The sequence below is a fragment of the Corallococcus sp. EGB genome (genome assembly GCF_019968905.1).
Classification (GTDB): domain Bacteria; phylum Myxococcota; class Myxococcia; order Myxococcales; family Myxococcaceae; genus Corallococcus.
The window spans coordinates 6,788,291-6,811,059 of the sequence record NZ_CP079946.1 but is presented as its reverse complement, the minus strand read 5'-3'; the positions used below and the strand labels follow the sequence as shown (position 1 = coordinate 6,811,059).

Here is a 22,769-nt window from a genome sequence, read left to right as displayed (position 1 = left end):
AACCAGAGTGGAAAACGTAAAGTCGGAGGCCGGGAAAGAACCGGGCGTGGTTCGAGTGGACATCGACGCGACTCCTGGGAGGCGGGGGTGTTCCGTGCACGGGGCGCACGGAGGCGCGGATTCAGGGGCCGGGGGGAGGCCGTCTCCCGGCAAGACAAGGTTCAAAAGGTCAGTCGCAAGCAGCACCCGCCGTGAAGGGGCGTTGTCTCGCGCATGTATCGTCTGGCGCGCGCACTATCAATCCCCCCCACCCACATTGGAGCCCTCCCGGGCCTCGGGCGCGGCGGGAGGCTCGTGAATCAGGCGAGGAGCAGGGGGCGAGTTTCATGATGACGGAATTCGGAGAGCGTCTGAGCCGCCAGCCACTTCATCGCGAATAGGGGAACATTCAAATGACCCCCAAGGTCGGAAACCCGGGGACCTCCCCTGTTCGCGGGAAACGGTGCGCGGAAGCCGTGTAAACGTGACACATCGGATCATGCGACGGGAACACGCGGAGTGTATGGGTCCGCCTCCCTGACACCCTCCCGAGCGACCACGACAGTCCGTGAAAGCTGTCTGTGTCTGTGAATTGCCGGTGAAAATAGAATTCCTTGGATTTGTCTGACGAGTGTTTGAGGAAGATACGGGGTGGGTCCGACATGGCCCTGCGCGCATATGCCGCACGGGGGGCTTCTGACGCGCGTGGTAGACGCCGCCCGGGAGGGAGCAGGAGCGCCATGCCGGGATCAGGTCGTGACGTGAGGCGGTGGACGTGGAAGGCGCTGCTGTTGTGCGGCGCGTTGGGCTGTTCCGCGGAGCCGGCCATGGCGGTGGTGGTGGACGCGGGCGTGGTGGATCCCGGCCCCGACAGCCTGCCCTGTGACGTTCAGTCCGTGGTCGCCGGGCGTTGCGCGTCCTGCCACACCACGCCCGCGAAGGCGTACGCGCCCATGGCGCTGCTGGCGCGCTCCGACTTCCAGCGGGCCTCGATGGTGGACCCGGCGAGCAGCATGGGGCAGCGCAGTCTGGTCCGGCTGAAGGACGCGGCGTCTCCGATGCCGCCGGCCTCCGAGCCGCCGATGCCGGAAGCGGATCGGGCGCTGCTCACGGGATGGTTGGAGGCGGGGATGCCCGCGGGGACCTGCGGCAGTCTGCCGTTCGGGCCCGCGCCGACGACGTGCGCGAGCGGGAGCATCTGGTCCGACGCGAGCGGCACCGGAGCCTCCATGGCGCCCGGTATCGCCTGCCGGAGCTGTCACCTGGATCAGGCGCCCTACGCGGCCTACTTCTTCATGGGCACGGTGTTCCCGACGCTGCACGAGGCGGACGGGTGTGATCCCCGGCTGCAGGAGCCGTCGAAGGTGAAGGTGGAGATCCTGGACATGGAAGACCGGGTGCGGCTCACGCTGGTGCCGAACTCCGCGGGCAACTTCATGTCCACGACGCTCCAGCCCTCCTTCCCGCTGCCGTACCGGGCGCGGGTGGTGGGGCCGGATGGCGCGTCGCGGATGATGAGCCGGCCGCAGACCAACGGGGACTGCAACACCTGCCACACCGAGCAGGGCGCCCAGAATGCTCCGGGGCGCATCCAGCTGCCGTGAGGGTGTCCGGGGCGGACGCTGCGACAATTGACCGCAGCGGTCGCTCCCCGGGGGGCTGATATCCGGGGTGCTCCTTCCTTCCTGGAGTCACCCGATGAAGTCCTCCCTGGGGCCGCTGTGCGTCGTCGCGGGTTCGCTGCTGTCCTCCACCGTCTTCGCGCACGCCGCGGTGGCGGGGGCCACGCCTCCCTTCGCCGGAGCGACCTTCGAGGCGGACTTCACGGTGAGCCACGGCTGTAATGGCGCGGACACGTACAAGATGCGCGTCCAGATTCCCGAGGGCGTGACAGGCGTGCGCCCGGTGGACTCGGTGTTCGGCAAGGCCGAGGTGGAGAAGGACGCCTCCGGCAACGTGACGGCGGTGACGTGGACGCGGCCCGCGTCCGAGGTCCGCGCGGAGGACACGCACTTCTTCCACCTGGGGCTGCGCATGAAGCTGCCCTCGAAGCCGTTCACCACCGTGTTCTTCCCCACGACGCAGACGTGCCGCATGCTTGGGGGCACGGAGACGGTGGTGGAGTGGACCAGCACCGCGGGCGGCGAGCACAACCATGACGGGGACGCGGGCACGGCGCCGTCGGAGAACCCCGCGCCGTCGCTCTATCTGTTGCCTTCGCGGCTGCCGGGCTGGAACCAGTACACGGTGGACGAGCACGTGCACGACCTGACCGTGTTCAAGGACGCGCTCATCGTGTGGTCCGGTTCGCAGGCGTACAGCTTCAATTCCGTCACGCAGGCGCTCATCGAGAAGGAGCCCGGCGTCACCGCGCTCACGCAGATCCACCCGGGCACGGTCATCTGGGTGAAGTACTAGGCCCGCACGGGAGACCGCGACCATGCGCCACTGGCTCTTCGTGTTGTGCGTCGGCATTCTCGCCGGCTGTTCGGACAAGCCCTCGCCGCCGCCCACGGGGCAGACCGACGCGGGCACCATCGTGGAGGACGCGGGCACGGCGTCCGGTGTCGAGCGGCCGGGGGCATTGGAGCGCCCGCCGTTGGAGCGGCTGCCGGACGACCTCAAACCGCCCTCGCGGTAGGGCGGAGCCTCGGCGGGCGTGGCGCTGCGCGACGCGGTAGAGATTGAATCGCAGGGCAGAAGAACGGCCCGTCATGGACGCGTGTGGCGGGGACTCACGTCCCCTGGCCCGTCCGATGCCTCCCCGGTCATTGAGTCATCCCGGTGTCTGCCCATTCACGGCGTCGTGGCCGGGTCCGCGAAGCGCGGGTCGGTCAGGAACGCCGTATCCGTGAGCGACTCCAGGAACGCGATGACGTCCGCCTTCTCCTCGGGCGTCAGCTCGAAGCCGCGCACGAAGGGGCTCTGCTGGGGGCCTGGCTGTCCGCCGTTCGCCGCCCGGGCCCGGCCTCCCGCCGCGTAGTGGTCCAGTACGTCGGAGAGCGTCGCCACGCTGCCGTCGTGCATGTACGGCGCGGTGACGGCCACGTTGCGCAGCGACGGCGCCTTGAAGCGGCCCATGTCCTCCGGACGGCCCGTGATTTCGATGAGGCCTGGATCCCCAATGGGATAGGCGCCCTTGCCGTCCTCGTTGTAGAGGCCGGTGTTGTGGTACGGCAGCACCGGCTCCGGCGTCTGCTCGTGCACGGTCGCGTCCTGGAAGTTGAAGCCGGAGTGGCAGTGGTCGCACTCCAGGCGCTCGGACAGGAACAGCTGCAGGCCCCGCTTCGCCGCGGGGCTCAGCGCGTCCACCTCCTTGCCGTACAGGTAGCGGTCATACGCGGACGTGCCCGACAGCAGGGACCGCTCGAACGCCGCCAGGGCCCGCGTCAGCGTGGCCAGCGACACCGGCGTGGACTCGCCCGGGAACGCCTCCGCGAACCGGGCCGACAGGTCCGGATCCGCGCGCAGCCGCTCCAGCAACACCTCCTGTTGATCCCCGAACCCCAGCTCCACCGGATCCCGGCCGAACAGCGGCACCAGCGCCTGGGCCTCCAGCGTGGTGAGCGACGAGTTGGCCCAGGTGAGGCTGGTCGCGTACGCCACGTTCGCCAGCCCCTGCCCGTTGCGGCGGTGCGCCTGGCCGGTGCTGCCCACCGCGTGCACGCGCCCATCCGTGAAGGCCTTCGCCTGTTCGTGGCAGGAGGCGCAGGACTGCGTGCCGTTCAGCGACAGGCGCTTGTCGTAGAAGAGGCGCCGGCCCAGCTGGACCTTCGCCTCCGACATGGGGTTGTCCGCCGGCACGCGCGGCGTGGGGAAGCCCGCCGGCAGCTTCCAGTCGTAGGGCGCGGGATCCTCGGAGGGGCCCGAGGGAGCCGCGCAGCCCGCGGCCAGCAGCGACACCGTCGCCAGGGCCTTCCACGCTCGTGCTCGTCGCCGTGCCACGGACACCTCCTATTCGACCCGGATGAAGGTCTGCGCCGCCGGCTCCGCCGCCTTGCCGCCGAAGGCGAGGCCCAGACGCTGGAAGAGGGGGCCGCAGTCCGCGTCGGTGGGGGACGACATGCAGCCCGCGGCCGTGTCGGGGGCGTTCGCGTCCAGGTCGGAGCCCGCGAAGAGCGTGCCCAGGTCCATCACCACGCGGCTCTTCGTCACGTCGAAGCCGTCCAGGTGGAACTCCGGACGGTTGTTGTTCGCGCAGCCGGCGGTGCCCTGCGTCTGGCCCTCGGGCGGCGGCGCGCAGGACGTGCTGCCCAGGTGCATGACGTGCTGGGGCAGGCCCTTCGTGCGGCCCTCGATGCGCGTGAAGAGGAAGCCACTCTGCCAGCTCCAGTGCAGGCTCATGTCCCCCAGCGGCGCGCCCAGCGTCGTCGGGTCGCCGTGGTTCAGGTCCTCCGGCACGCCGAGCGTGAAGCGCAGGCCCGTGTAGTCGCCCTGGGGCGCCGTGCCCTTGATGGACGCGTTCATGCCCGCCGTGCCCTGCGTGCACAGGCCGTCCTTGTTCGCGAAGTCCAGGAGCACCACGCCCGAGTGCTGCCACGTGCCGTCGTCGGTCAGCGTGACGGGCACCTCCTGACCGCTCCGCGTCACCAGCCGCACGTCGTGCACGTACACGCGGAAGTCCATGGGCTCGTAGGTCGTCCCCGTCGTCCCGACGTTCGTGTACGTCCGGCCGCACGCGAAGGGCTCGGCGCCCACGCGAGCGACGACGGGGAGGTCCACTGTCAGCACCTCGGGCTTCTGGGGTTCGTCGTCCCCACAGCCGAGCGCGCCCACGAGGGCCAGCGGAAGGAGGAGGCGGGAGCGGGGCACGGAGCGCATGGATTTCATCCTTGGAAGGTGCCCCCGTCTAACGCACTGGCCCTCCGGGCGTGCCGTGGCATGTTGCCGCACCCGGGGGCCAGCTCACGCGACCTCGCGCGTTTCGCTGGGAACCGGAAGCCCCGCCCCCCGCGCCTTGCGCTTCTGGATGGTCAGGAAGAGGGCCTCGTGGGTCGCGGGCGAGGGCAGCTCCACGTCGCCGCCCGGCGCTCCGAAGGCGGCCACCGCGTCGCGCAGCGCCTCGCGCACGGACAGGGCCAGCATCAGCGGCGGCTCGCCCACGGCCTTGCTGCCGTGGATGGTGCCCTTCTGCCCGGCCCGCTCCATCAAGGTCACGCGCAGGTCGATGGGCGCGTCGCTGAACGCGGGCACCGCGTAGGTGCTGGCGGAGTGCGTGAGCAGCCGCCCGTTCGCGTCCCACTTCAGCTCCTCGCCGGTGAGCCACCCCATGCCCTGCACGAAGGCGCCCTCCACCTGGCCCCGGTCCAGGCCGGGGTTGAGCGAATCACCCACGTCCTCCAGCAGGTCCGAGCGCAGCACGCGCTTCACGCCCGTGTCGCCGTCCACCTCCACCTCGCTCACCGCCGCGCCGTAGGCGAAGTAGAGGAACGGCTTGCCCCGGCCCAGCGTCCGGTCGTAGCCGATGCCCGGCGTGCGGTAGTAGCCCGTGACGGACAGGCCCACGCGGTCGCGGTAGGCCTCCTCCACCACGTTCGCGAAGTCCAGCCCCTGGTCCGGCCGCGACGCCGCCGCGATGCGCCCGTCCGCGAACACCAGCGCGTCCGGCGACACCGCCTGCCCATGCAGCTGCACCAGCATGCGCGCGGCCACCGGGGCCAGCCGCTCGCGCACCTGGATGCAGGCCTCGCGCACCGCCGCGCCGTTGAGGTCCGAGCCGCTGGAGGCCGCCGTCGCGGACGTGTTGGGCACCTTGTCCGTGGCCGTATGCGCCACACGGACGCGCTCCGCGGGCAGGCCCAGCTCGCGCATGGCCACGCCCTGGATCTTGGTGTGCAGCCCCTGGCCCATCTCCGTGCCGCCATGCGACAGCAGCACGGAGCCGTCGCGGTACACGTGCACCAGCGCGCCCGCCTGGTTGAGGAAGGTGGCGGTGAAGGAGATGCCGAACTTCATGGGCGTGATGGCCAGGCCCCGCTTGATGCGGGGGCTGGACGCGTTGAAGGCATCCACCTGGGCGCGGCGCTTCGCGAAGTCGGAGGACTCCAAGAGGTCGTTCCACAGCTTCGGCAGCCGGTTGTCCTCCAGCTCCTGGCCGTAGTGCGTGGTGTTGGTCTCGCCCACGCCGTCGTAGAGGTTGCGCTGGCGCACGGCCTCGGGCGCCAGGCCCAGGGTGCTCGCGACGCGCGCCAGGATGTCCTCCATCACCAGCATGCCCTGCGGCCCGCCGAAGCCCCGGAACGCCGTGTTGGAGGCCAGGTGCGTCTTCGCCACGCGGCCGGAGTAGCGCACCGCCGGCACGTAGTAGCCGTTGTCCAGGTGGAAGAGGGCGCGGTCGGAGATGGACTCGGAGAGGTCCAGGGACCAGCCGCCGTTGGCCGTGAGGTCCGCCTTGAGCGCGAGCAGCCTCCCCGTGGCGTCGAAGCCCACCTCCCACGCCGCGTGGAACGGGTGGCGCTTGCCCGTGACGACCATGTCCACGTCGCGGTCCAGCATCCACTTCACCGGCCGGCCCGTGTGCACCGCCGCCAGCGCCACCAGCGCCGCGGGCGCGTTGCCTTGCGTCTCCTTGCCGCCGAAGCCGCCGCCCATGCGCGGCGCCTTCACCACCACGCGGCTTCGGGGCACGTGCAGCACGTGGGAGATGATGGCCTGCACCTCCGAAGGGTGCTGCGTGGAGGACGTCACCGTGACGTCGCCGTCCTCGCCCACCTCCGCGAAGGCCGCGTGCGTCTCCAGGTAGAAGTGCTCCTGGCCGCCCATGGTGATTTCGCCGGACAGCCGGTTCGGGCTGGAGGCGAGCGCGCTGTCCACGTCACCCCGGCGGATGACGTGCGGGTCGGTGTGGAAGCTCTCCTGCTGGAGCGCCTGGGCCAGCGTGAGCACCGCGGGCAGGGGCTCGTAGTCCACCGCCACCTGGCGGGCGCCCTCGCGGCAGGCCTCGGGCGTCTCGCCGACGACGAGCGCCACCACCTGCGAGTGGAAGAGCACCTCGTCCTTCGCGAGCAGCGGCTCGTCGTGGCGGATGGGGCCCGTGTCGTTCATGCCCGGGATGTCCTCCGCGAGGAGCACCTTCACCACGCCGGGCACCTTCAGCGCGGCGCTGGCGTCGCGGCGGAGGATGCGCGCGTGCGCGTGCGGCGACAGCACCGGCCACACCGTCAGCATGGGGCGGCGCTGCGCGAGGTCGTCCACGTACTGCGCGCTGCCCGTCACGTGTCCCAGCGCGCTCTCGTGGCGCAGCTCGCGGCCCGCGTCCGCCGTGGCGGAGGGCGCGCCCGGGGCGAAGTGCGGACGTCCGTCCAGGACGGGGCTGCGCTCGCCGGACGCGAACTTCTCCAGCAGCGACACCACCAGCCCGCGCCGGTAGTCCGCGCTGCCGCGCAGGTCCGTGAGGGGCGTGAACTCGCGCTCCAGGGTGGTGCGCACGCGGGCCACTGCCTCCGCGTTCCACGGCTGGCCCACGAGCAGGGTTTCGGTCCGCCGCGCCCGCGCCGGAGTGGCCGCGACGCCGCCGTAGCCCAGCCGCGCGGTGCGCACGAGGCCCTGCGCGTCCGTCTCGATGCAGAAGCCCGCGGAGACGATGCTGATGTCCAGCTCGCGGCGCTTGGACACCTTGAAGCTGTCCGAGTGCCGCGTGAGCCCGCTGTCCTTCGACGGCGCGTGGGGGATGACGATGAAGCGAACCACTTCGTCCGGCTGGAGCGCCGTCTTGCGGTAGGCGAGGAAGAAGTCCGACAGCGCGACGGTCCGCTCGCCTCTCACGGAGGCCAGCACCAGCCGCGCGTCCAGCGCCAGCAGCACCGGCGCCGTGTCGCCGATGGGCGAGGCCGTCACCAGGTTGCCCGCGAGCGTGGCGCGGTGGCGGATCTGCCGCGAGGCGAAGACGTTGAGCATCTTCGCCAGCTCCGGCACCTCATGGCCCAGCGCGTCCTCCACGTCCACCAGCGACGCGGCGCCGCCCACGTACCAGCCGTCCTCCTCGCGGCGGACGGCGCGCAGGGCCTCCACGCCCTCGGTGGAGATGAGGAACGGATAGCGGCGCGACTTCTTGGTGATGTCCACGCCCAGCTCGGTGGCGCCGGCCACGAGCATCGCCTCCGGATGCAGGGCGCGCAGCGCGAGCAGGTCCTCCCACGCGGTGGGACGCAGGAACAGGCCGTCGCGCGCCTCATGGCGCAGGGGCGGGGTGGGGGAGGGCGGCCCCTCCAGCGAGACGGTGGAGAGTCCCGGGCCCAGGCCCTCCGCGTCGCGGAGGGCGAGCGCGTCCACCATCGCGTCGCGGATGGGGCGGTAGCCCGTGCAACGGCAGATGTTGCCGCAGAGCTGATCCGCGATGGCCTCCGGCGAGCCCGCGTCCTTGCGGCAGTACGCCTCCACCATGGAGACGACGAAGCCCGGCGTGCAGAAGCCACACTGCGACCCGTAGTGCTTCACCATCGCCTGCTGCACGGGATGGGGCGCGGCGCGGCTGCCCACGCCCTCCACGGTGAGGAGCTCGCGCCCGGCCACCATGGGCACCAGCGCGATGCAGCTGTTGAACGCGCGCAGGGTCTTCTGGCCGTTCACGTCCCGGTCCACCATCGCCACGGTGCATGCGCCGCAGTCGCCCTCGGCGCAGCCCTGCTTCGTGCCCGTCAGCCCGCGCGCGCGCAGGAACTCCAGCAGGGGGGTGTTGGACGACGCGTCGTCGACGCGGACCAGCTGTCCGTTGAGCCGGAACTCGAAAGGGGTGCTCATTTCCCGGAGGATAGCAGGGGCGCGGGGAGCGGCGGCTCGTCCGCTTCCGGCTCCGCTGCCGCGGCCACCCCATGGTGGCGCTGGAGCAGCCCGGCCGCGATGCTCACGGCCACCTCCTGTGGCGACTTTCCCCCGATGGGGAGCCCCATGGGACACTCGACGCGGGCCACCTGCCAGGCGGGCACCCCCTTCGCATCCAACCGCTGACGGAAGCGGGCCCACTTCGTGTCACTGCCGATGAGGCCGATGTAGCGGGCCGGCTTCTGGATGGCGAAGGCGATGATGTCCTGGTCCACGTCGTGGCGGTGCGTCATCACCGCCACGTAGGTGCGCTGGTCGTCCCAGACCGCGCGCGCCGCGAAGTCGTCCCACGCTTCTTCATGACGCACCACGCCCGCGGGCACGAGCGGGGACTGGACCCACTCGGCGCGCTCGTCCACCAGGTGCACGCGGAACGGGGTGCCCTCCAGGATGCGGCACAGCGCCTGCCCCACGTGGCCCGCGCCGAAGAGATACAGCTGAGGCCCGTGATTGACGGGTTCGACGAAGACGTCCACGACCCCTCCACAGCACTGGCCCAGCCTCGCGCCCAACGGATAGCGGAACGTGCGCGCCTCGCCCCGGGCGAGACAGGCGCGGGCGTCCTGGAGCACCCGCTGCTCCAGGTGGCCGCCGCCGATGGTGCCGTGAAAGGTGCCGTCCGCGCGCACCAGCAGCTTCGCGCCCGGAGACGCGGGCGTGCTGCCCTTGCACTCCGTCACCGTCACGACGGCGAACGGCGCGTCCCCTCGTGCCCACTCCGCGAGCTGGTGAACCCAATTCCACATGCGCCGGGGAGTCTGCCACGACTGCTCGCCCCGGGGCGCTCTCCTGGATGCCCGCTGCGGGGACGGGGAGGCCAGCGCTCGTTGCCGGGCCGCCGCGGCACACCACCTTTGCGCCAGTCGATCGCATTCACCGGAAACCAAGGAGATGACGTCATGGCCAACACCGACATCGAGACGCTGAACTCCTTCCTGCGCGGTGAGCTGTCCGCCGTGGAGACCTACCGGCAGGCGAGCAAACACCTGAAGAGCGACATCGCCCGTACGGAGGTGGATGCCTGCCTCCATGACCATGAGGCCCGCGTCGAGGCGCTCAAGGAGCGCATCCAGAAGCTGGGCGGCAGTCCGGCGGAGGGCTCCGGTGTCTGGGGGACCTTCGCGAAGATCGTCCAGGGCGGGGCCGACCTGCTGGGAGAGAAGGCCGCCATCGACGCGCTGGAGCAGGGCGAGGACCATGGCCTGGCGGACTACAACCGCGACGTGGCCAAGCTCCACGGCGAGGCCCGCAGCTTCGCGCGTCAGCAGCTCCTTCCCGCCCAGAAGCAGACGCATGACCGGCTCAGCCGCCTGAAGCACAATCCCAACCTGCACTGAATGGAGGGGTTGCGCAGTGCCGGACATCGCGAGGTGCCCATCCCCGATGAGAGGATGGGCAACTTGTGATGCATCGCACATCCGGGCCTGGAGGCCCCGGGAGGCATGCGATATTCGGGAGGGAGGGGCTTCCTCCGGCGAACGAAGGTGAAGTGGCGAATGGGGCGTGAGCACACGGTGCCGAGGCCGCGCGAGCCCGGGGCCGTCTCCGACAGCGAGGACGCGGGACCACCGGCTTCCCGCCCGCAGGACGGGTGCGCTGAAGACGCAGGGCCCGCGTCCGTGCCCTCCCCGACGACCGCCGACACCAGCTACGCCGCGGGCGCCCTGGGCACCGGCGTGGAGGTGCTCTTCACCACCTCCGAGCGCGCCCTGCAGTGGGCCTGGCGCGTGCTCCAGCTCGCGCGCGGCGTGGTGGAGCACACCCCCCGGGGCGATGCCTTCATCCGCGAAGCCCGCGCGAGCGTGGTGGACTTCCTGGACCACATCCCGCCGCACGTGCGCCGCAGCGTCGACGAGGTGTTCGTCTACTGCAACCTGTGGCAGGCCGTGGGCGTGCGCCTGCGCCGCCGGGGGGGCTTCCCCGCGGGGGATGACGTGGCCTTCCGTCAGCTCTGCGATGACGTGGAGCTGCTCCAGCGCGCCGCCCAGGCCCGCCTGGGCACCGCCGCGGCGCTGGAGCAGGGGCTGCTCAAGGACCTGGGCCACCTGCGCGCCCTGGCCCTGTCCTGCGGCGACACCGCCAACGAGGTGACGGTGGGCATGGAGGTGTTCACCCGCTGCATCTCGGAGCTGATGGCCGTGGCCAGCGCCATGCGCCGCGCGTGGGAGGCCGCCGCCCATGAGCTGGCCGAGTCCGCCGCGTGGCTGCGCGCGGGCGACCCGGCCTTCAGCGCGTGGCTGGCGGAGCACCTGGTCGCCGCCGAGCCCGCGTGGGAGCGCACCCAGAAGATCGCCCGCTGGCTGCGCGACGTGGGCGCCTTCGCGGGCCAGCCCTGAGTCCGCGACCGGCGACGGCGCTCACGGCTCGATGAGGATGCGGTGCCGGTACAGCTCCAGGAGGATGTCCGGATCCAGGTCCGCCTGCTTGTGGTCGCGCAGGTGCTGGCGCACGGCGTCCACGGGCTTCTGGCCGGTGAACTCCACCAGCAGCGGGTAGGCCTCGCCCGGCAGGGCCACCGCGTCGTATTCGCTGTACGAGCCCAGGGCCACGCTGCCATCCGGCAACCACTTCACCGTCGCGTCCGGGTTGAAGCGCAGGACGCGCGGCAGCGAGGGCGCGGTGGCGTTCGTGTGCAGCTTCTCCAGCACCTTCAATTCGATGGTGCCGTCCAGGCCCAGCATCCGCTCCAGCTCGTCCCGGGACACGGCGCGCACGGCGTCGTAGCAGGCGCGGTAGAAGTCCTTCTCCAGCCCGGCGTACCCCTTCCAGAGCGCCGCGTATGCCTTCGCCGGGGGCGCCGCGTCGTCCAGGTCCTCCACGGACAGCGGCGCGGTGGCCACCTCCGCCTTGTCCTTGCCGTCCAGCAGGAACTCCGGCATCAGCTGGAGCAGCGCGTGGCGCGACAGCTGGAACTCCGCCAGCGTCAGGTACGTCTTGAGGGACATCCAGAAGCGCTGGCCGTCCCGGCCCGCCACGTACTTGCAGAAGAACGTCGAGCAGACGGATTCGCGGTACGCCCAGATGGTGCAGCCGCCGGTCTCCAGCGCGTAGTACGGGCAGCGCAGCGACGACGCGCGGCCGAAGAACTGGTGCGCGTTCTTGTACAGGTGGTTGAACTTCGCCGGCGGCTTCACCCACTGCGGGCTCACGCCGATGCGGCTGTCGATCTTCGCCTCGATGCGCCGGCGCCCCTCCGCCATCTGCGGCGAGTCATCCGACAGCAGCGCGCCCACGAGGTAGTTGGGCAGCCGGGGCTGGTACGTGCAGCACTTGGTGTCCGGCCGGAACAGGTGCTCCGCCCCGTCCACCGACTCCACGGTGGCCGGCGCGGAGGCGCGGCTCATGGCGCAGTTCGAACAGGTGGCCTTGGTCTCCGTGGGCGCGTCCTTGCGGAAGAAGGCCGGCAGGAGGTCCTGGTAGAGGGCGGGCAGCGTCGAAAGGATGGAGGACATGAAGGGAAGGGGTCAGGAAGCCCGGGCGGCCCACTCCAGGTGGTAGGTGGCGGATTCGGGCGAGTGGCGGGTGCGGTGCAGGGTGAGCCCCTGGACTCCCACGCGCAACATCCCTTCCTCCAGCACGCCGTCCACGAAGCCCTCCAGCGCCTCCGGCTCATTGAACCAGAGGTCCGCCTGGGTGGGGCCCAGCATGGTGAGCCGCGTCTCCGTGTAGTTGTTGCCGCTGCGGAAGTTGTGCTGCATCCGCTCGAGCGAGCGCATGGGGCCCACCACGCGCGCCAGCGTGAGGACGGCGCCGCCCACCAGCGTCTGCGCGTAGCCCTCCACCATGCGCCGGCCCATCAGGCGCCGGCCCTCCTCCACCGGCCGGTCCGGGTGGAGCGTGCGGGCCGTGTCCGCCAGGCAGTCCACCCAGACGGCCAGCGGGTAGGCGGCGAGCAGCGGCGCGTGGAGGTTCATCCCCCGCGCGCGCAGCCGGTCCACCAGTTCGGGCGTCAGGGAGGGGGCCAGCACCTTGCGGTACAGGCTGTCCACGCTGCTGCTGAAGATGACGCGCTCGTCCCTCATGCCCCTCTGACCTCGCCCGAGGCCCGAAGCGGCCCCGGGCGCGCATTCTTCGCCCAGGGCCCGCGAGGAGGCCAGCCCCCAGGTGCCCACCCTCACCGCGGGTATGCGGCGGGGGCGAGCGCCGGGTGCGTCAGTAGTGCACGGTCAGGCTCACGCCGCTGTAGGCCGTGTAGCCCCGGAGCATGATCCACTGGCGGCCCGCGTTGGGCCGCGCCGCCAGGTTGCAGGTCTCGTTGTTTCCCGTCAGGTACGGACGGCAGTCGTAGAGCTGCGTCGTGGGCGACCGGTCGAAGCGCGTGTAGAGGTCCACGTCCCCGGTGCCGCCGGAGATGGTCACCGTGGAGGGCGTGTTCGCGGGCACGTCGAAGCAGTAGCTCCTCGCAGACCCGGCGCTGCCGTAGATCATGGACACCGTGGTGTTGTTGGGCAGCGGCACGCAGCCGGGCGGCGGCGGGGGGAGGCCCACTCCCACCGCGTTCCACGCTGCCTCCAACGCGTCCTGGACGGCGGTGCTGTAGCCCAGGTTCTGCGCCGCCGTCCGCGTCCCCAGCCTGGCGCCGTCGAGGGTGGTGTTGGAGGGGAAGACGTAGGTGTTGGCGTAATAGAAGATGTGGGCCGCCGCCTCCACGCCGATGGCCGGCACGTTCACCTGCGACTTGCCTCGCGGGTGCACGCCACCGGTGGCCAGCAGCTTGAACGCCAGGTTGGGCACGCCGGAGCCGTAGTGCACGTCCGTGCCGGCGACCAGGTCCGGGGCGTAGTCCACGGAGTCGCCGTCCAGCATGGGGTCGTCCATGTAGCGCAGGGCGTCCGTGGGGTCGCTCGGCGTGAAAGCCTGCTCGGCAATGCGCCACACGTCCGGCCCGGTGCTCCAGGTGCCCGTCGCCCAGCTCGTGCACGTCGCGGCGAAGATGTCGGACATGGACTCGCTGAGCATGCCGGACTGGCCGCTGTAGACGAGGTTGGACGTGAGCTCCGTCACGGCGTGCATGTACTCGTGCACGACGATGTCCGGGTCGGTGCACGGTGGCGCGAGGTAGGTACTGTCGCCGTCGCCGCACACCAGCGTGGTTCCGTCCCAGTACGCGTTCGCATAGTGGTTGCCGTAGTGCACCTTCGCCGTCAGCGACCCGCCCGCGTTGTCAAAGGAGTCGCGGGCGAAGTTCTGCTGGAAGCAGTCGTAGAACAGGCCCAGGTGGTCGTACGTCCTGTCGATGACCGGGTCCCCCTTGGGCTGGATGCCTTCAGGCCGACACAGGCCCGGGTTGGTCCCCCCCACCGAGCACACGTTGCGGAAGCGCGCGGCATGGATTTCCGGCGCGCGCAGCACCTCGCGGCCATCCGCCGCGCTGACGTAGACGCGGTCGCGCAGCGGCAGGCCGTCCGCGTCCTGGCCGGACACCACCACCTCGAAGGCCCGGACCAGGGCCGCCTCCGGGGCCGGCCGGAGGAAGACCTCCCGGGGCGCTCCCGCGCTGCTGCCCGCCGGGGACGTCGCCAGCGCCGCCTCGCGCGCGGCCTCCGCGCGGAGGCGGGCCCGGGCCGGCAGGGGTTCACCGTCGCGCGCGGTGCCGTTCACCGCGTACACCTGCCCCTGCGCGTCCAGGTGGACGATGAGCTCCTCGTTCACCACCGGGAGTCCTCCCTTGGTCTGCGCGTAGCGCACGTGCGTGTGGCCCAGCGAGTCCCGCTGGATGCGCTGCGGCACCACGTCCTTCTCCGTCAGCCGGAAGGCGGGCAGCACGCGCCGCAGGGTGGGCTCCAGCAGCGCGTGCGCCTGCCAGGCGCTGGCACCCGGGATGGGACGGCCCGTCGTGCCCAGCTCCCCCTGGATGAACTGGGGCACGCCGTCCGAGTGCACCCCTCTCACCTCCGCGCCAGGAAGCGCTCCCAGCGCCGACCGCAGGTCCCCCAGGCGGGCCTCGGAAGGAGGGGAAGGCGCCTCGGCTTCAGGTCCTCCCACACCACATGCGGACAGCGTGAACGTCAGGCCGGCGAGGAGCCAGCGGTTCTTTCGCGTCATGACATGCCCCCAGTGTGACGAAACGACTGTTCGTGAAGCTTGGGAAGCAAAGCATGAATGTCTGACTGTCAGGTGAATCCATGGATGGCCGGGACTCTGGGGCATGACCCAGGGGACGGAGGAGGGCCCACGTCGGCGGTGGTTCACCCACCTGGGTGCTGTGCGGGCGTCCTGGCACGAACTCCGGACGTTGTGACGCGGGGCGCAGTGATAAGGACGGCCCCGCTGTTACCTCCCGTCACCCGTTCGCAAGGACCTTCATGCTCACGCTGCGCGGGGCTCCGGCCCTCTCCGAATTCAGGCTCGCCAAGCTGCTCGTCCGTTGCCGGGAGCGGGTGCCTACGGTGGCCACCCTCTACTCGGAGTTCGTGCACTTCGTGGACGCGTCCGCGCCGCTGACGCAGGACGAGTCCGCGAGGCTGGAGCGCCTGCTGGAGTACGGCCCCCACGCGGCGAAGCGCGAGCGCACCGGCACGCTGCTGCTGGTGGTGCCGCGTCCGGGCACGGTGTCGCCGTGGGCCTCCAAGGCGACGGACATCGCGCACCACTGCGGCCTCCCGCGGGTGCGCCGCATGGAGCGCGGCATCGCGTTCTTCCTCACCGGCCCCGGCGGCCGGCCGCTGGACGCGAACGAGGCGGAGGGTGTGGAGGCGGTGCTCCACGACCGGATGACGCAGGCGGTGCTGCCCCGGCTGGAGGACGCGGAGGTGTTGTTCCGCACGGACTCGCCCCGGCCGCTCACGCGGGTGGACGTGCTGGGCGGAGGCCGCGCGGCGCTGGCGAAGGCCAACGGTGAACTGGGCCTGGCGCTGGCGGAGGACGAGATCGACTACCTGGTGGCGCGCTTCACGGAGCTGAAGCGCAACCCCACCGACGTGGAGTTGATGATGTTCGCGCAGGCGAACAGCGAGCACTGCCGCCACAAGATCTTCAACGCGTCGTGGACGGTGGATGGCCAGCCGCGCGAGCGCTCGCTGTTCCAGGCCATCAAGAACACCTACGCCCAGAGCCCGGGCGGCGTGCTGTCCGCGTACAAGGACAACGCCGCCGTCATCGAGGGCTTCGAGGTGGAGCGCTTCTTCCCGCAGGGCGAGGCGCGCGAGTGGAGCACCGTGCGCGAGCCGGCCCACATCATGATGAAGGTGGAGACGCACAACCACCCCACCGCCATCTCGCCGTACCCGGGCGCGGCCACGGGCGCGGGCGGTGAAATCCGCGACGAGGGCGCCACCGGACGCGGCGCGAAGCCCAAGGCGGGGCTCACCGGCTTCTCCGTCAGCCACCTGCGCCTGCCGGACTTCGCGCGGCCGTGGGAGGTGCCCTACGGCAAGCCGGACCGCATCGTGTCCGCGCTGGACATCATGGTGGACGGGCCGCTGGGCGGCGCCGCGTTCAACAACGAGTTCGGCCGGCCCAACCTCACCGGCTACTTCCGCAGCTTCGAGCAGCACGTGCCCACGCCCGAGGGCGTGGAGGTGCGCGGCTACCACAAGCCCATCATGCTGGCGGGCGGCCTGGGCAACATCCGCGCGGACCACGTGAAGAAGGCCCCGCTGCGCGCGGGCGACAAGCTCATCGTGCTGGGCGGCCCGGCGATGCTCATCGGCCTGGGCGGCGGCGCGGCGTCCTCCATGGCGCAGGGCGCGAGCGCGGCGGACCTGGACTTCGCCTCCGTGCAGCGGGACAACGCGGAGATGGAGCGCCGCTGCCAGGAGGTCATCGACCAGTGCTGGATGCTGGGCGAGAAGAACCCCGTGCGCTCCATCCACGACGTGGGCGCGGGCGGCCTGTCCAACGCGCTGCCGGAGCTGGCGCACGACAACGGGCTGGGCGGCCGGCTGGAATTGCGCGAGGTGCCCAACGACGAGCCGGGCATGTCCCCGGTCGAAATCTGGTGCAACGAGGCGCAGGAGCGCTACGTGCTGGGCGTGGCGCCGGAGGACCTGCCGCGCTTCGCCGCGCTGTGCGAGCGCGAGCGCGCCCCCTTCGCCGTGCTGGGCGAGGCCACCCAGGAGCAGGTGCTCACGCTGACGGACCGCGAGTTGGGGGACACGCCCATCGCGCTGCCCATGGACGTCCTCTTCGGCAAGGCGCCGCGCATGCACCGCGACTTCGCGTCGCGCCCGCTGAGGCACGCGCCGCTGAGCATCCCGACAGACCTGAAGGCCGTGGCGCACGCGGTGCTGTCGCACCCGACGGTGGCGGACAAGTCGTTCCTCATCACCATTGGCGACCGCTCCGTGGGCGGCCACACGGCGCGCGACCAGATGGTGGGCCCGTGGCAGGTGCCGGTGGCGGACTGCGCGGTGACGCTGTCCTCGCTGATGTCGGACACGGGCGAGGCCATGGCGCTGGGGGAGCGCACCCCGGTGGCGCTGGTGGACGCGGCCGCCTCCGCGCGCATGGCGGTGGGCGAGGCGCTCACCAACATCGCCTCGGCGCGGATCGCGAAGCTGTCGGACGTGAAGCTGTCCGCCAACTGGATGGCGGCGGCGGGCAGCCCCGGCGAGGACGCGAACCTCTACGCGGCGGTGCACGCGGTGGGCATGGAGCTGTGCCCTGCGCTGGGCATCGCCATCCCGGTGGGCAAGGACTCCATGTCCATGCGCACGCAGTGGCAGGAGGACGGCCAGAAGAAGGCGGTGACGGCGCCCCTGTCGCTCATCATCACCGCGTTCGCGCCGGTGCTCGACGCGCGCGTCACGCTGACGCCGCAGCCGGTGGACGTGGCGGGGGACACGCGCCTGCTGTTCCTGGACATCGCGAAGGGCCGCCAGCGGCTGGGCGCGTCCGTGCTGGCGCAGGTGCACCAGCAGGTGGGGCCCGAGTGCCCGGACGTGGATGATGCGGCGGCGCTGAAGGGCTTCTTCCTGGCGGTGCAGGAGCTCCAGGCGGCGCGAGTGCTGCTCGCGTACCACGACCGCTCCGACGGTGGCCTCTGGTCCACGCTCACGGAGATGGCCTTCGCGGGCCACTGCGGCCTGGACGTGGACCTGTCCGCGCTGGGCAACGACGCGGTGGCGGCCCTCTTCAACGAGGAGCTGGGCGCGGTGGTGCAGGTGCGCGCGTCCGGCGTGGCGCGCGTGCGGGAGGTGCTCGCCCGCCACGGCCTGGGCTCTCACGTCCACGAGCTGGGACGGCCCACGCCCGAGCAGGTGGTGCGCGTGCGGCACGGCGGCCGGGAGCTCCTCGCGGAGGAGACAATGGCGCTCAAGCGCACCTGGTCCCGCGTGAGCTACGAGATCCAGAAGCTGCGCGACAACCCCTCCTGCGCGGAGGAGGAGTACGCCGCCAGGTGCGACGCGCAGGACCCGGGCCTGTCGCCGAAGCTCACGTTCGACCCGGCGGTGGACGTGGCGGCGCCGTACATCGCGAAGGGGGCGCGGCCCCGCGTGGCGGTGCTGCGCGAGCAGGGCGTCAACAGCCAGCAGGAGATGGCGGCGGCGTTCACGCGCGCGGGCTTCACCGCGGTGGACGTGCACATGAGCGACCTGCTGTCGGGCCGCGCGTCGCTGAAGGACTTCCACGGCGTGATGGCGTGCGGCGGCTTCAGCTACGGCGACGTGCTGGGCGCGGGCGGCGGGTGGGCCAAATCCATCCTCTTCAACCCACGCACGCGCGACGCGTTCTCGGAGTTCTTCGCGCGGCCGGACAGCTTCGGCCTGGGCGCGTGCAACGGCTGCCAGATGTTCGCGCAGCTGCGCGAGCTCATCCCCGGCGCGGAGGGCTGGCCCCGCTTCGTGCGCAACGCGTCCGAGCAGTTCGAGGCCCGCCTGGGCACCGTCGAGATCGCGCCGTCGCCTTCGCTCTTCTACAAGGGCATGGAGGGCAGCCGGATGCTCATCGTCGTGTCGCACGGCGAGGGGCGGGCGGAGTTCGCCAACGCGGAGGCCGCCGCGCGCTTCAACGCCTCCGGGCTGGTGTCGACGCGCTGGGTGGACAACCGGGGCCAGGTGGCCACGAAGTACCCGGCCAACCCCAACGGCTCGCCGCACGCCATCGCCGGGGTCACCACGAAGGACGGGCGCTTCACCATCACCATGCCGCACCCGGAGCGCGTGCACCGCACCGTGCAGCACTCCTGGCACCCGGCGGAGTGGGGCGAGGACGGCCCCTGGATGCGCATGTTCCGCAACGCCCGCGTCGCCCTGGGCTGAGGTGACGCGGGCGTCGCGTCACTCCAGGAAGGCCTTCCGCACGGCGTCCAACAGCGGGTTGGCGCCCGTCGCGGGATTGGTGCACCCCTGGTTGACGGTCCAGATGATGGTGCCCCCGTAGCCCTGCTGCTTCGCGAACGCGCCCTTCGCGGCGATGGCCCGGGGGCCGTCATAGGAGATCCATCGCACCGTGCCGTCCTCGATGGGCGTGTTCGGCGGGAAGGTGATGTAGTCAGCCTGGGCCACGCTGTCCCACTGGAGGGTCCCCCACGGCGAGTAGTCGAGGATCTTCTTGTAGGTGAACGAGTTGTCGCCGCCCACGTAGTCGGACCAGTCCGTGAAGGGCTGGTAGGGCCCGGTGATGTGGCGCCACGCGAGCCCGTAGAACGGGATGCCCATGCCCAGCTTCGCCTTGGGGATGCCCGCCTGCACCCACAGCGCCAGGCTGGAGGAGACGGACGAGGGGTGCAGCCCCTGTTCGCCGCGCAGCGCGGACGTGTACCAGGACTGCCAGCCGTCCCAGGGACCGACCATCTCGTAGGTCATGACGTTCACCTGGTTCAGGTACGGGGCGAGCTGCGCGTACCAGGGGTCCGCGTCCTCTGGGAAGTTGGTGTTGATCCAATGGATGGGGAAGGTGAGGAGCATCGCCGGGCGTGCGCTGCGCAGGGCCTGGACCAGGGCCAGCAGCTTGGGCCGGTCCTGCACCTCCACGGGCTCCCAGTCCAGGTCCAGCCCGTCGTAGCCGAAGTCATCCAGGGCCTTGAGCAGCGCCTGGACGAACTTCGCGCGGTTCGCGTCGGACGCGGCGCCCACCCAGCCGTCATGCTCGCCGGAGCCGCCCACCATGATGAGCGCCTTGCGGCCCGCGGCGTGCGCGCGCTGCGAGAGCGTGCGGGCGATCTGCGGCCCCTGGTCGTTGTCGAACTGCGTGCTCAACGTTCCATCCGGTCTCGGCGTGGCGCGGCCGACCAACAGGTGGGTGATGGCGCTGAAGTCCACCTTTTCCGGAGGGTAGAGGTCCGCGTTCCAGCCCGTGTAGTAGCCCGACACCCACTTGCCCGTCCCTGGGTTCGTGTCGGGCACGACCTGGATGGCGGCCCTCGCCACCTGGCTCGGATCCGCGTGGCTCCGCGCGGCCACGCGGTAGGTCCCCGGCGCCGAGGGCGCGGTGTAGACGCCCGTGGCCGTGATGGTGCCACCGGTCCCGGGCGGCTCGACGCTCCACTCCACCGCGGTGTCGTTCGTACCGGTCACGGTGGCGGTGAACGTCCGTGAGGCACCAGGCGTCAGCACGGCGCTCTCCGGGCTCACGGTGATGCGCACCGGGGGCACTTCCCGGTGCGTCACGCCGATGTCGTCGAAGAAGAGCATCGGCAGCGCGCGCCCCCGGCTCTCCTGGAGCCAGAGGCCCGTGATCCGCGTCCTGCCCCCGGACAGGAGCTGCTCGAGCGGCACCCGGCACGTGGTCCAGCGCCCGGCGCGGATGGCGCCGCCATCGCAGGTGGGGCCCAGGAGAACGCCAATGGGCTGCTCGGTGCCGATGACGGCGCGCACGCGCACCGGCGCGTCCTCACCCTCGGTCCCTCCGTGCACCTTCAGCACCAGCATGTCCCCGGGCACCACGTCCAAGCCCGGGTGCGCGAAGTACAGCGCATCCCAGGGGCCCATCTTCACGGAGATGGAGTAGGTGCCGGAGGCCACGGGGTTGGTGGCGCGCAGTGAGTGCTGACCCCAGGAATAATCCAGCCAGGGTGACTCCATCTGGTCGCGGTAGATCCACGTCGTGGAGCCGATCTCGAAGCCCTCGAGTCCAGGGGACTCGGGCGTTGGTGGTGCGCTGGGAGCAGCCGCCAGCGCCAGCCTCGCGAACAGCGCGAAGGCCAGCATGACGGGCGACCACTGTCTGAACGAACTTCGCATGGCACTCCCTCGGAACGTAAGCGCTCGCGCTCACACGCCGCGCCGGGATGGCGGGTGCCAAGGAGATTCGGGACGGGGGCATCGCCAGTCACCCCACCCGGAAGGAGGGGCGGGATGGCCCGTGATGACAGCCTACGGGAGGAAGGCAGCCCTCACCGCGTCCAGCAGTGGATTGGCGCCGGACTCAGGGTCGATGCACCCCTGGTTGAGCGTCCAGATGATGGTGCCGCCGTAGCCTTCCTGCTTCACGAAGGCGCCCTTCGCGGCGATGGCCTGCGGACTGTCGTAGGAGATCCACGTCACCGTGCCGTCCTCCACGGCCTTGTCCTTCGCGAACGTCACGTAGCTGGCCTGGGCCTTCTCATCCCACTGGTACGTCCCCTGCTTCGCGAAGCGGAGAATTTTCTTGTAGGTGAACGAGTTGTCGCCGCCCACGTAGTCGGACCAGTCCGTGAAGGGCTGGTAGGGCCCGGTGATGTGGCGCCACGCGAGCCCGTAGAAGGGGATGCCGATGCCCAGCTTCGCCTTGGGGATGCCTGCCTTCACCCACAGCGCCAGGCTGGAGGAGATGGACGTGGGGTGCAGCCCCTGTTCGCCGCGCAACGCGGACGTGTGCCAGGACTTCCAGCCGTCCCACGCGCCAATCATCTCGTAGGACATCAGGTTCATCTGATCAAAGGACGTCGCCAGCTCCGCGAACCAGGGATCCGCGTCCGCGGGGAAGTTGGTGTTGATCCAATGCAGGGGGAAGGTGAGGAGCATCTTCGGCCGCGCCTCGCGCAGGGCCTTCGCCAGGGCCAGCAGCTTGGGCCGGTCCTGCACCTCCACGGGCTCCCAGTCCAGGTCCAGCCCGTCGTAGCCGAAGTCGTCCATTGCCTTGAGCAGCGCCTGGACGAACTTCGCGCGGTTCGCGTCGGACGCGGCGCCCACCCAGCCGTCGTGCTCACCGGAGCCGCCCACCATGATGAGTGCCTTGCGGCCCGCCGCATGCGCACGCCTGGACAGCGTGCGGGCAATCTCCGGCCCCCGGTCGTTGTCGAATTTCGTGCTCAGCGTGCCATCGGCCCTGGGCGTGACGCGGCCCACGAGGATGTGCGTGAGCGCGCTGAAGTCCACCTTCTCCGGCGGATAGTCGTCCGCGTTCCAGCCCGTGTAATAGCCCGACACCCACTTGCCACCCTGGCCCGGGGCGCTCTTCACGGCCGGCGCCGCGCTCACCGCCACGCTGGCCACGGCCACCTGGCTCGGGGCCGGCTTGGGGCCCTTCGAGCGCTCGATGCCGATGTCGTCGAAGAAGAGGGGCGGCAGCGTCTTGCCGCTGTCCTCCTGGAGCCACAGCCCGGTGATCCGCGAGCGGCCTTCAGGCAGCAGCTTCGCGAGCGACACGCGGCACGTGACCCACTTCCGGGCCGGGATGGCGCCGCCCTCGCAGGTGGGGCCCAGGGGGACGCCGACGGGCTGCTCGGAGCCGATGACGACGCGCGCACGCACCGCCGCGTTCGCGCCGCCCCTTCCGCCGTTCACCTTCAGCACCAGCGTGTCGTCCGGTGACACATCGAAGCCCGGGTGGCCGAAATACAGCGCCTCCCAGGGCCCCAGCGTCGCGGAGATGGCGTGGCTGCCCGAGGCCCCCGCCACGCTGGCGTTCAGCGCGTGCGTGCCCGCCCAGGTCAGGTCCTCCCAGGGCGGGGCCAGCCGGTCCTGATAGAGCCACGTCACCTGGGGCGCCGCGGGAGGTGCGGCCTTCGGGGGCGGGGCCGCCTGGGAAACACCTCCCAGCAGAAGCGCGGTGAGCAGGGCGGGAAGTCGTCGCATGGCCTCCCATCCTCGCAGAGGAGGGGAGAC

The 22,769-nt window shown here is 71.0% G+C and carries 15 protein-coding genes; 6 read left to right on the top strand and 9 right to left on the bottom strand.

Annotated elements, in window-relative coordinates:
* Positions 1 to 740 precede the first annotated feature (740 nt).
* The 3 genes from KYK13_RS27825 (at position 741) to KYK13_RS27815 (ending at position 2,620) form a co-directional block, all read left to right on the top strand.
* Positions 741 to 1,583 (top strand): hypothetical protein, encoded by an 843-nt coding sequence (locus tag KYK13_RS27825; RefSeq protein ID WP_223635554.1) that lies wholly within the window; start codon positions 741 to 743, stop codon positions 1,581 to 1,583.
* Positions 1,584 to 1,677: 94 nt separating this feature from the next.
* Positions 1,678 to 2,397 carry a YcnI family protein gene (locus KYK13_RS27820; protein WP_223635552.1) on the top strand — a complete coding sequence of 240 codons (720 nt, stop codon included), beginning with the start codon at positions 1,678 to 1,680 and terminating at the stop codon, positions 2,395 to 2,397.
* 22 nt (positions 2,398 to 2,419) lie between these two features.
* Positions 2,420 to 2,620 carry a hypothetical protein gene (locus KYK13_RS27815; protein WP_223635550.1) on the top strand — a complete coding sequence of 67 codons (201 nt, stop codon included), beginning with the start codon at positions 2,420 to 2,422 and terminating at the stop codon, positions 2,618 to 2,620.
* Between the two features lie 155 nt (positions 2,621 to 2,775).
* Here the strand turns inward: KYK13_RS27815 and KYK13_RS27810 are convergent, their stop codons facing one another.
* The 4 genes from KYK13_RS27810 to xdhC form a co-directional block, all read right to left on the bottom strand.
* On the bottom strand, positions 2,776 to 3,924 hold the full coding sequence (locus KYK13_RS27810; RefSeq protein ID WP_370645177.1) for an MbnH family di-heme enzyme: 1,149 nt from the start codon (positions 3,922 to 3,924) through the stop codon (positions 2,776 to 2,778).
* A 9-nt stretch (positions 3,925 to 3,933) separates the two neighbouring features.
* Positions 3,934 to 4,800 carry an MbnP family copper-binding protein gene (locus tag KYK13_RS27805; protein WP_223635548.1) on the bottom strand — a complete coding sequence of 289 codons (867 nt, stop codon included), beginning with the start codon at positions 4,798 to 4,800 and terminating at the stop codon, positions 3,934 to 3,936.
* 84 nt (positions 4,801 to 4,884) lie between these two features.
* On the bottom strand, positions 4,885 to 8,718 hold the full coding sequence (gene xdhB / locus KYK13_RS27800; RefSeq protein WP_223635546.1) for a xanthine dehydrogenase molybdopterin binding subunit: 3,834 nt from the start codon (positions 8,716 to 8,718) through the stop codon (positions 4,885 to 4,887).
* Positions 8,715 to 9,545, bottom strand: a complete 831-nt coding sequence (gene xdhC / locus KYK13_RS27795) for a xanthine dehydrogenase accessory protein XdhC (RefSeq protein WP_223635544.1) — start codon at positions 9,543 to 9,545, stop codon at positions 8,715 to 8,717. The genes xdhB and xdhC overlap by 4 nt, the downstream gene beginning before the upstream one ends.
* 153 nt (positions 9,546 to 9,698) lie before the next feature.
* On the opposite strand from xdhC, the gene KYK13_RS27790 reads away from it, so the two are divergent.
* On the top strand, positions 9,699 to 10,136 hold the full coding sequence (locus tag KYK13_RS27790; protein WP_223635542.1) for a DUF2383 domain-containing protein: 438 nt from the start codon (positions 9,699 to 9,701) through the stop codon (positions 10,134 to 10,136).
* 282 nt (positions 10,137 to 10,418) lie between these two features.
* Positions 10,419 to 11,135 carry a hypothetical protein gene (locus KYK13_RS27785; RefSeq protein ID WP_223635540.1) on the top strand — a complete coding sequence of 239 codons (717 nt, stop codon included), beginning with the start codon at positions 10,419 to 10,421 and terminating at the stop codon, positions 11,133 to 11,135.
* Between the two features lie 21 nt (positions 11,136 to 11,156).
* Here KYK13_RS27785 and KYK13_RS27780 read toward each other — a convergent pair whose 3' ends face one another.
* The 3 genes from KYK13_RS27780 to KYK13_RS27770 all read right to left on the bottom strand — a co-directional run bounded on the left by KYK13_RS27780 (position 11,157) and on the right by KYK13_RS27770 (position 14,844).
* Positions 11,157 to 12,251, bottom strand: a complete 1,095-nt coding sequence (locus KYK13_RS27780; RefSeq protein WP_223635537.1) for a hypothetical protein — start codon at positions 12,249 to 12,251, stop codon at positions 11,157 to 11,159.
* Positions 12,252 to 12,263: 12 nt separating this feature from the next.
* A complete protein-coding gene (locus tag KYK13_RS27775; protein WP_223635534.1) occupies positions 12,264 to 12,821 on the bottom strand; it encodes a DUF2378 family protein in 558 nt (185 codons plus the stop codon).
* 130 nt (positions 12,822 to 12,951) lie between these two features.
* Positions 12,952 to 14,844 (bottom strand): M4 family metallopeptidase, encoded by a 1,893-nt coding sequence (locus KYK13_RS27770; RefSeq protein WP_223635532.1) that lies wholly within the window; start codon positions 14,842 to 14,844, stop codon positions 12,952 to 12,954.
* A gap of 260 nt (positions 14,845 to 15,104) precedes the next feature.
* On the opposite strand from KYK13_RS27770, the gene purL reads away from it, so the two are divergent.
* Complete coding sequence (gene purL / locus KYK13_RS27765; RefSeq protein ID WP_223635529.1) at positions 15,105 to 19,001, top strand: phosphoribosylformylglycinamidine synthase; 3,897 nt, start codon at positions 15,105 to 15,107, stop codon at positions 18,999 to 19,001.
* A gap of 18 nt (positions 19,002 to 19,019) precedes the next feature.
* Here purL and KYK13_RS27760 read toward each other — a convergent pair whose 3' ends face one another.
* Positions 19,020 to 20,924: a glycoside hydrolase family 18 protein gene (locus KYK13_RS27760; protein ID WP_223635526.1), complete on the bottom strand. Its 1,905-nt coding sequence runs from the start codon at positions 20,922 to 20,924 to the stop codon at positions 19,020 to 19,022.
* Between the two features lie 132 nt (positions 20,925 to 21,056).
* Entirely contained in the window at positions 21,057 to 22,739 is a 1,683-nt protein-coding gene (locus KYK13_RS27755; protein ID WP_223635523.1) for a glycoside hydrolase family 18 protein, read from the bottom strand.
* Positions 22,740 to 22,769: the final 30 nt, after the last annotated feature.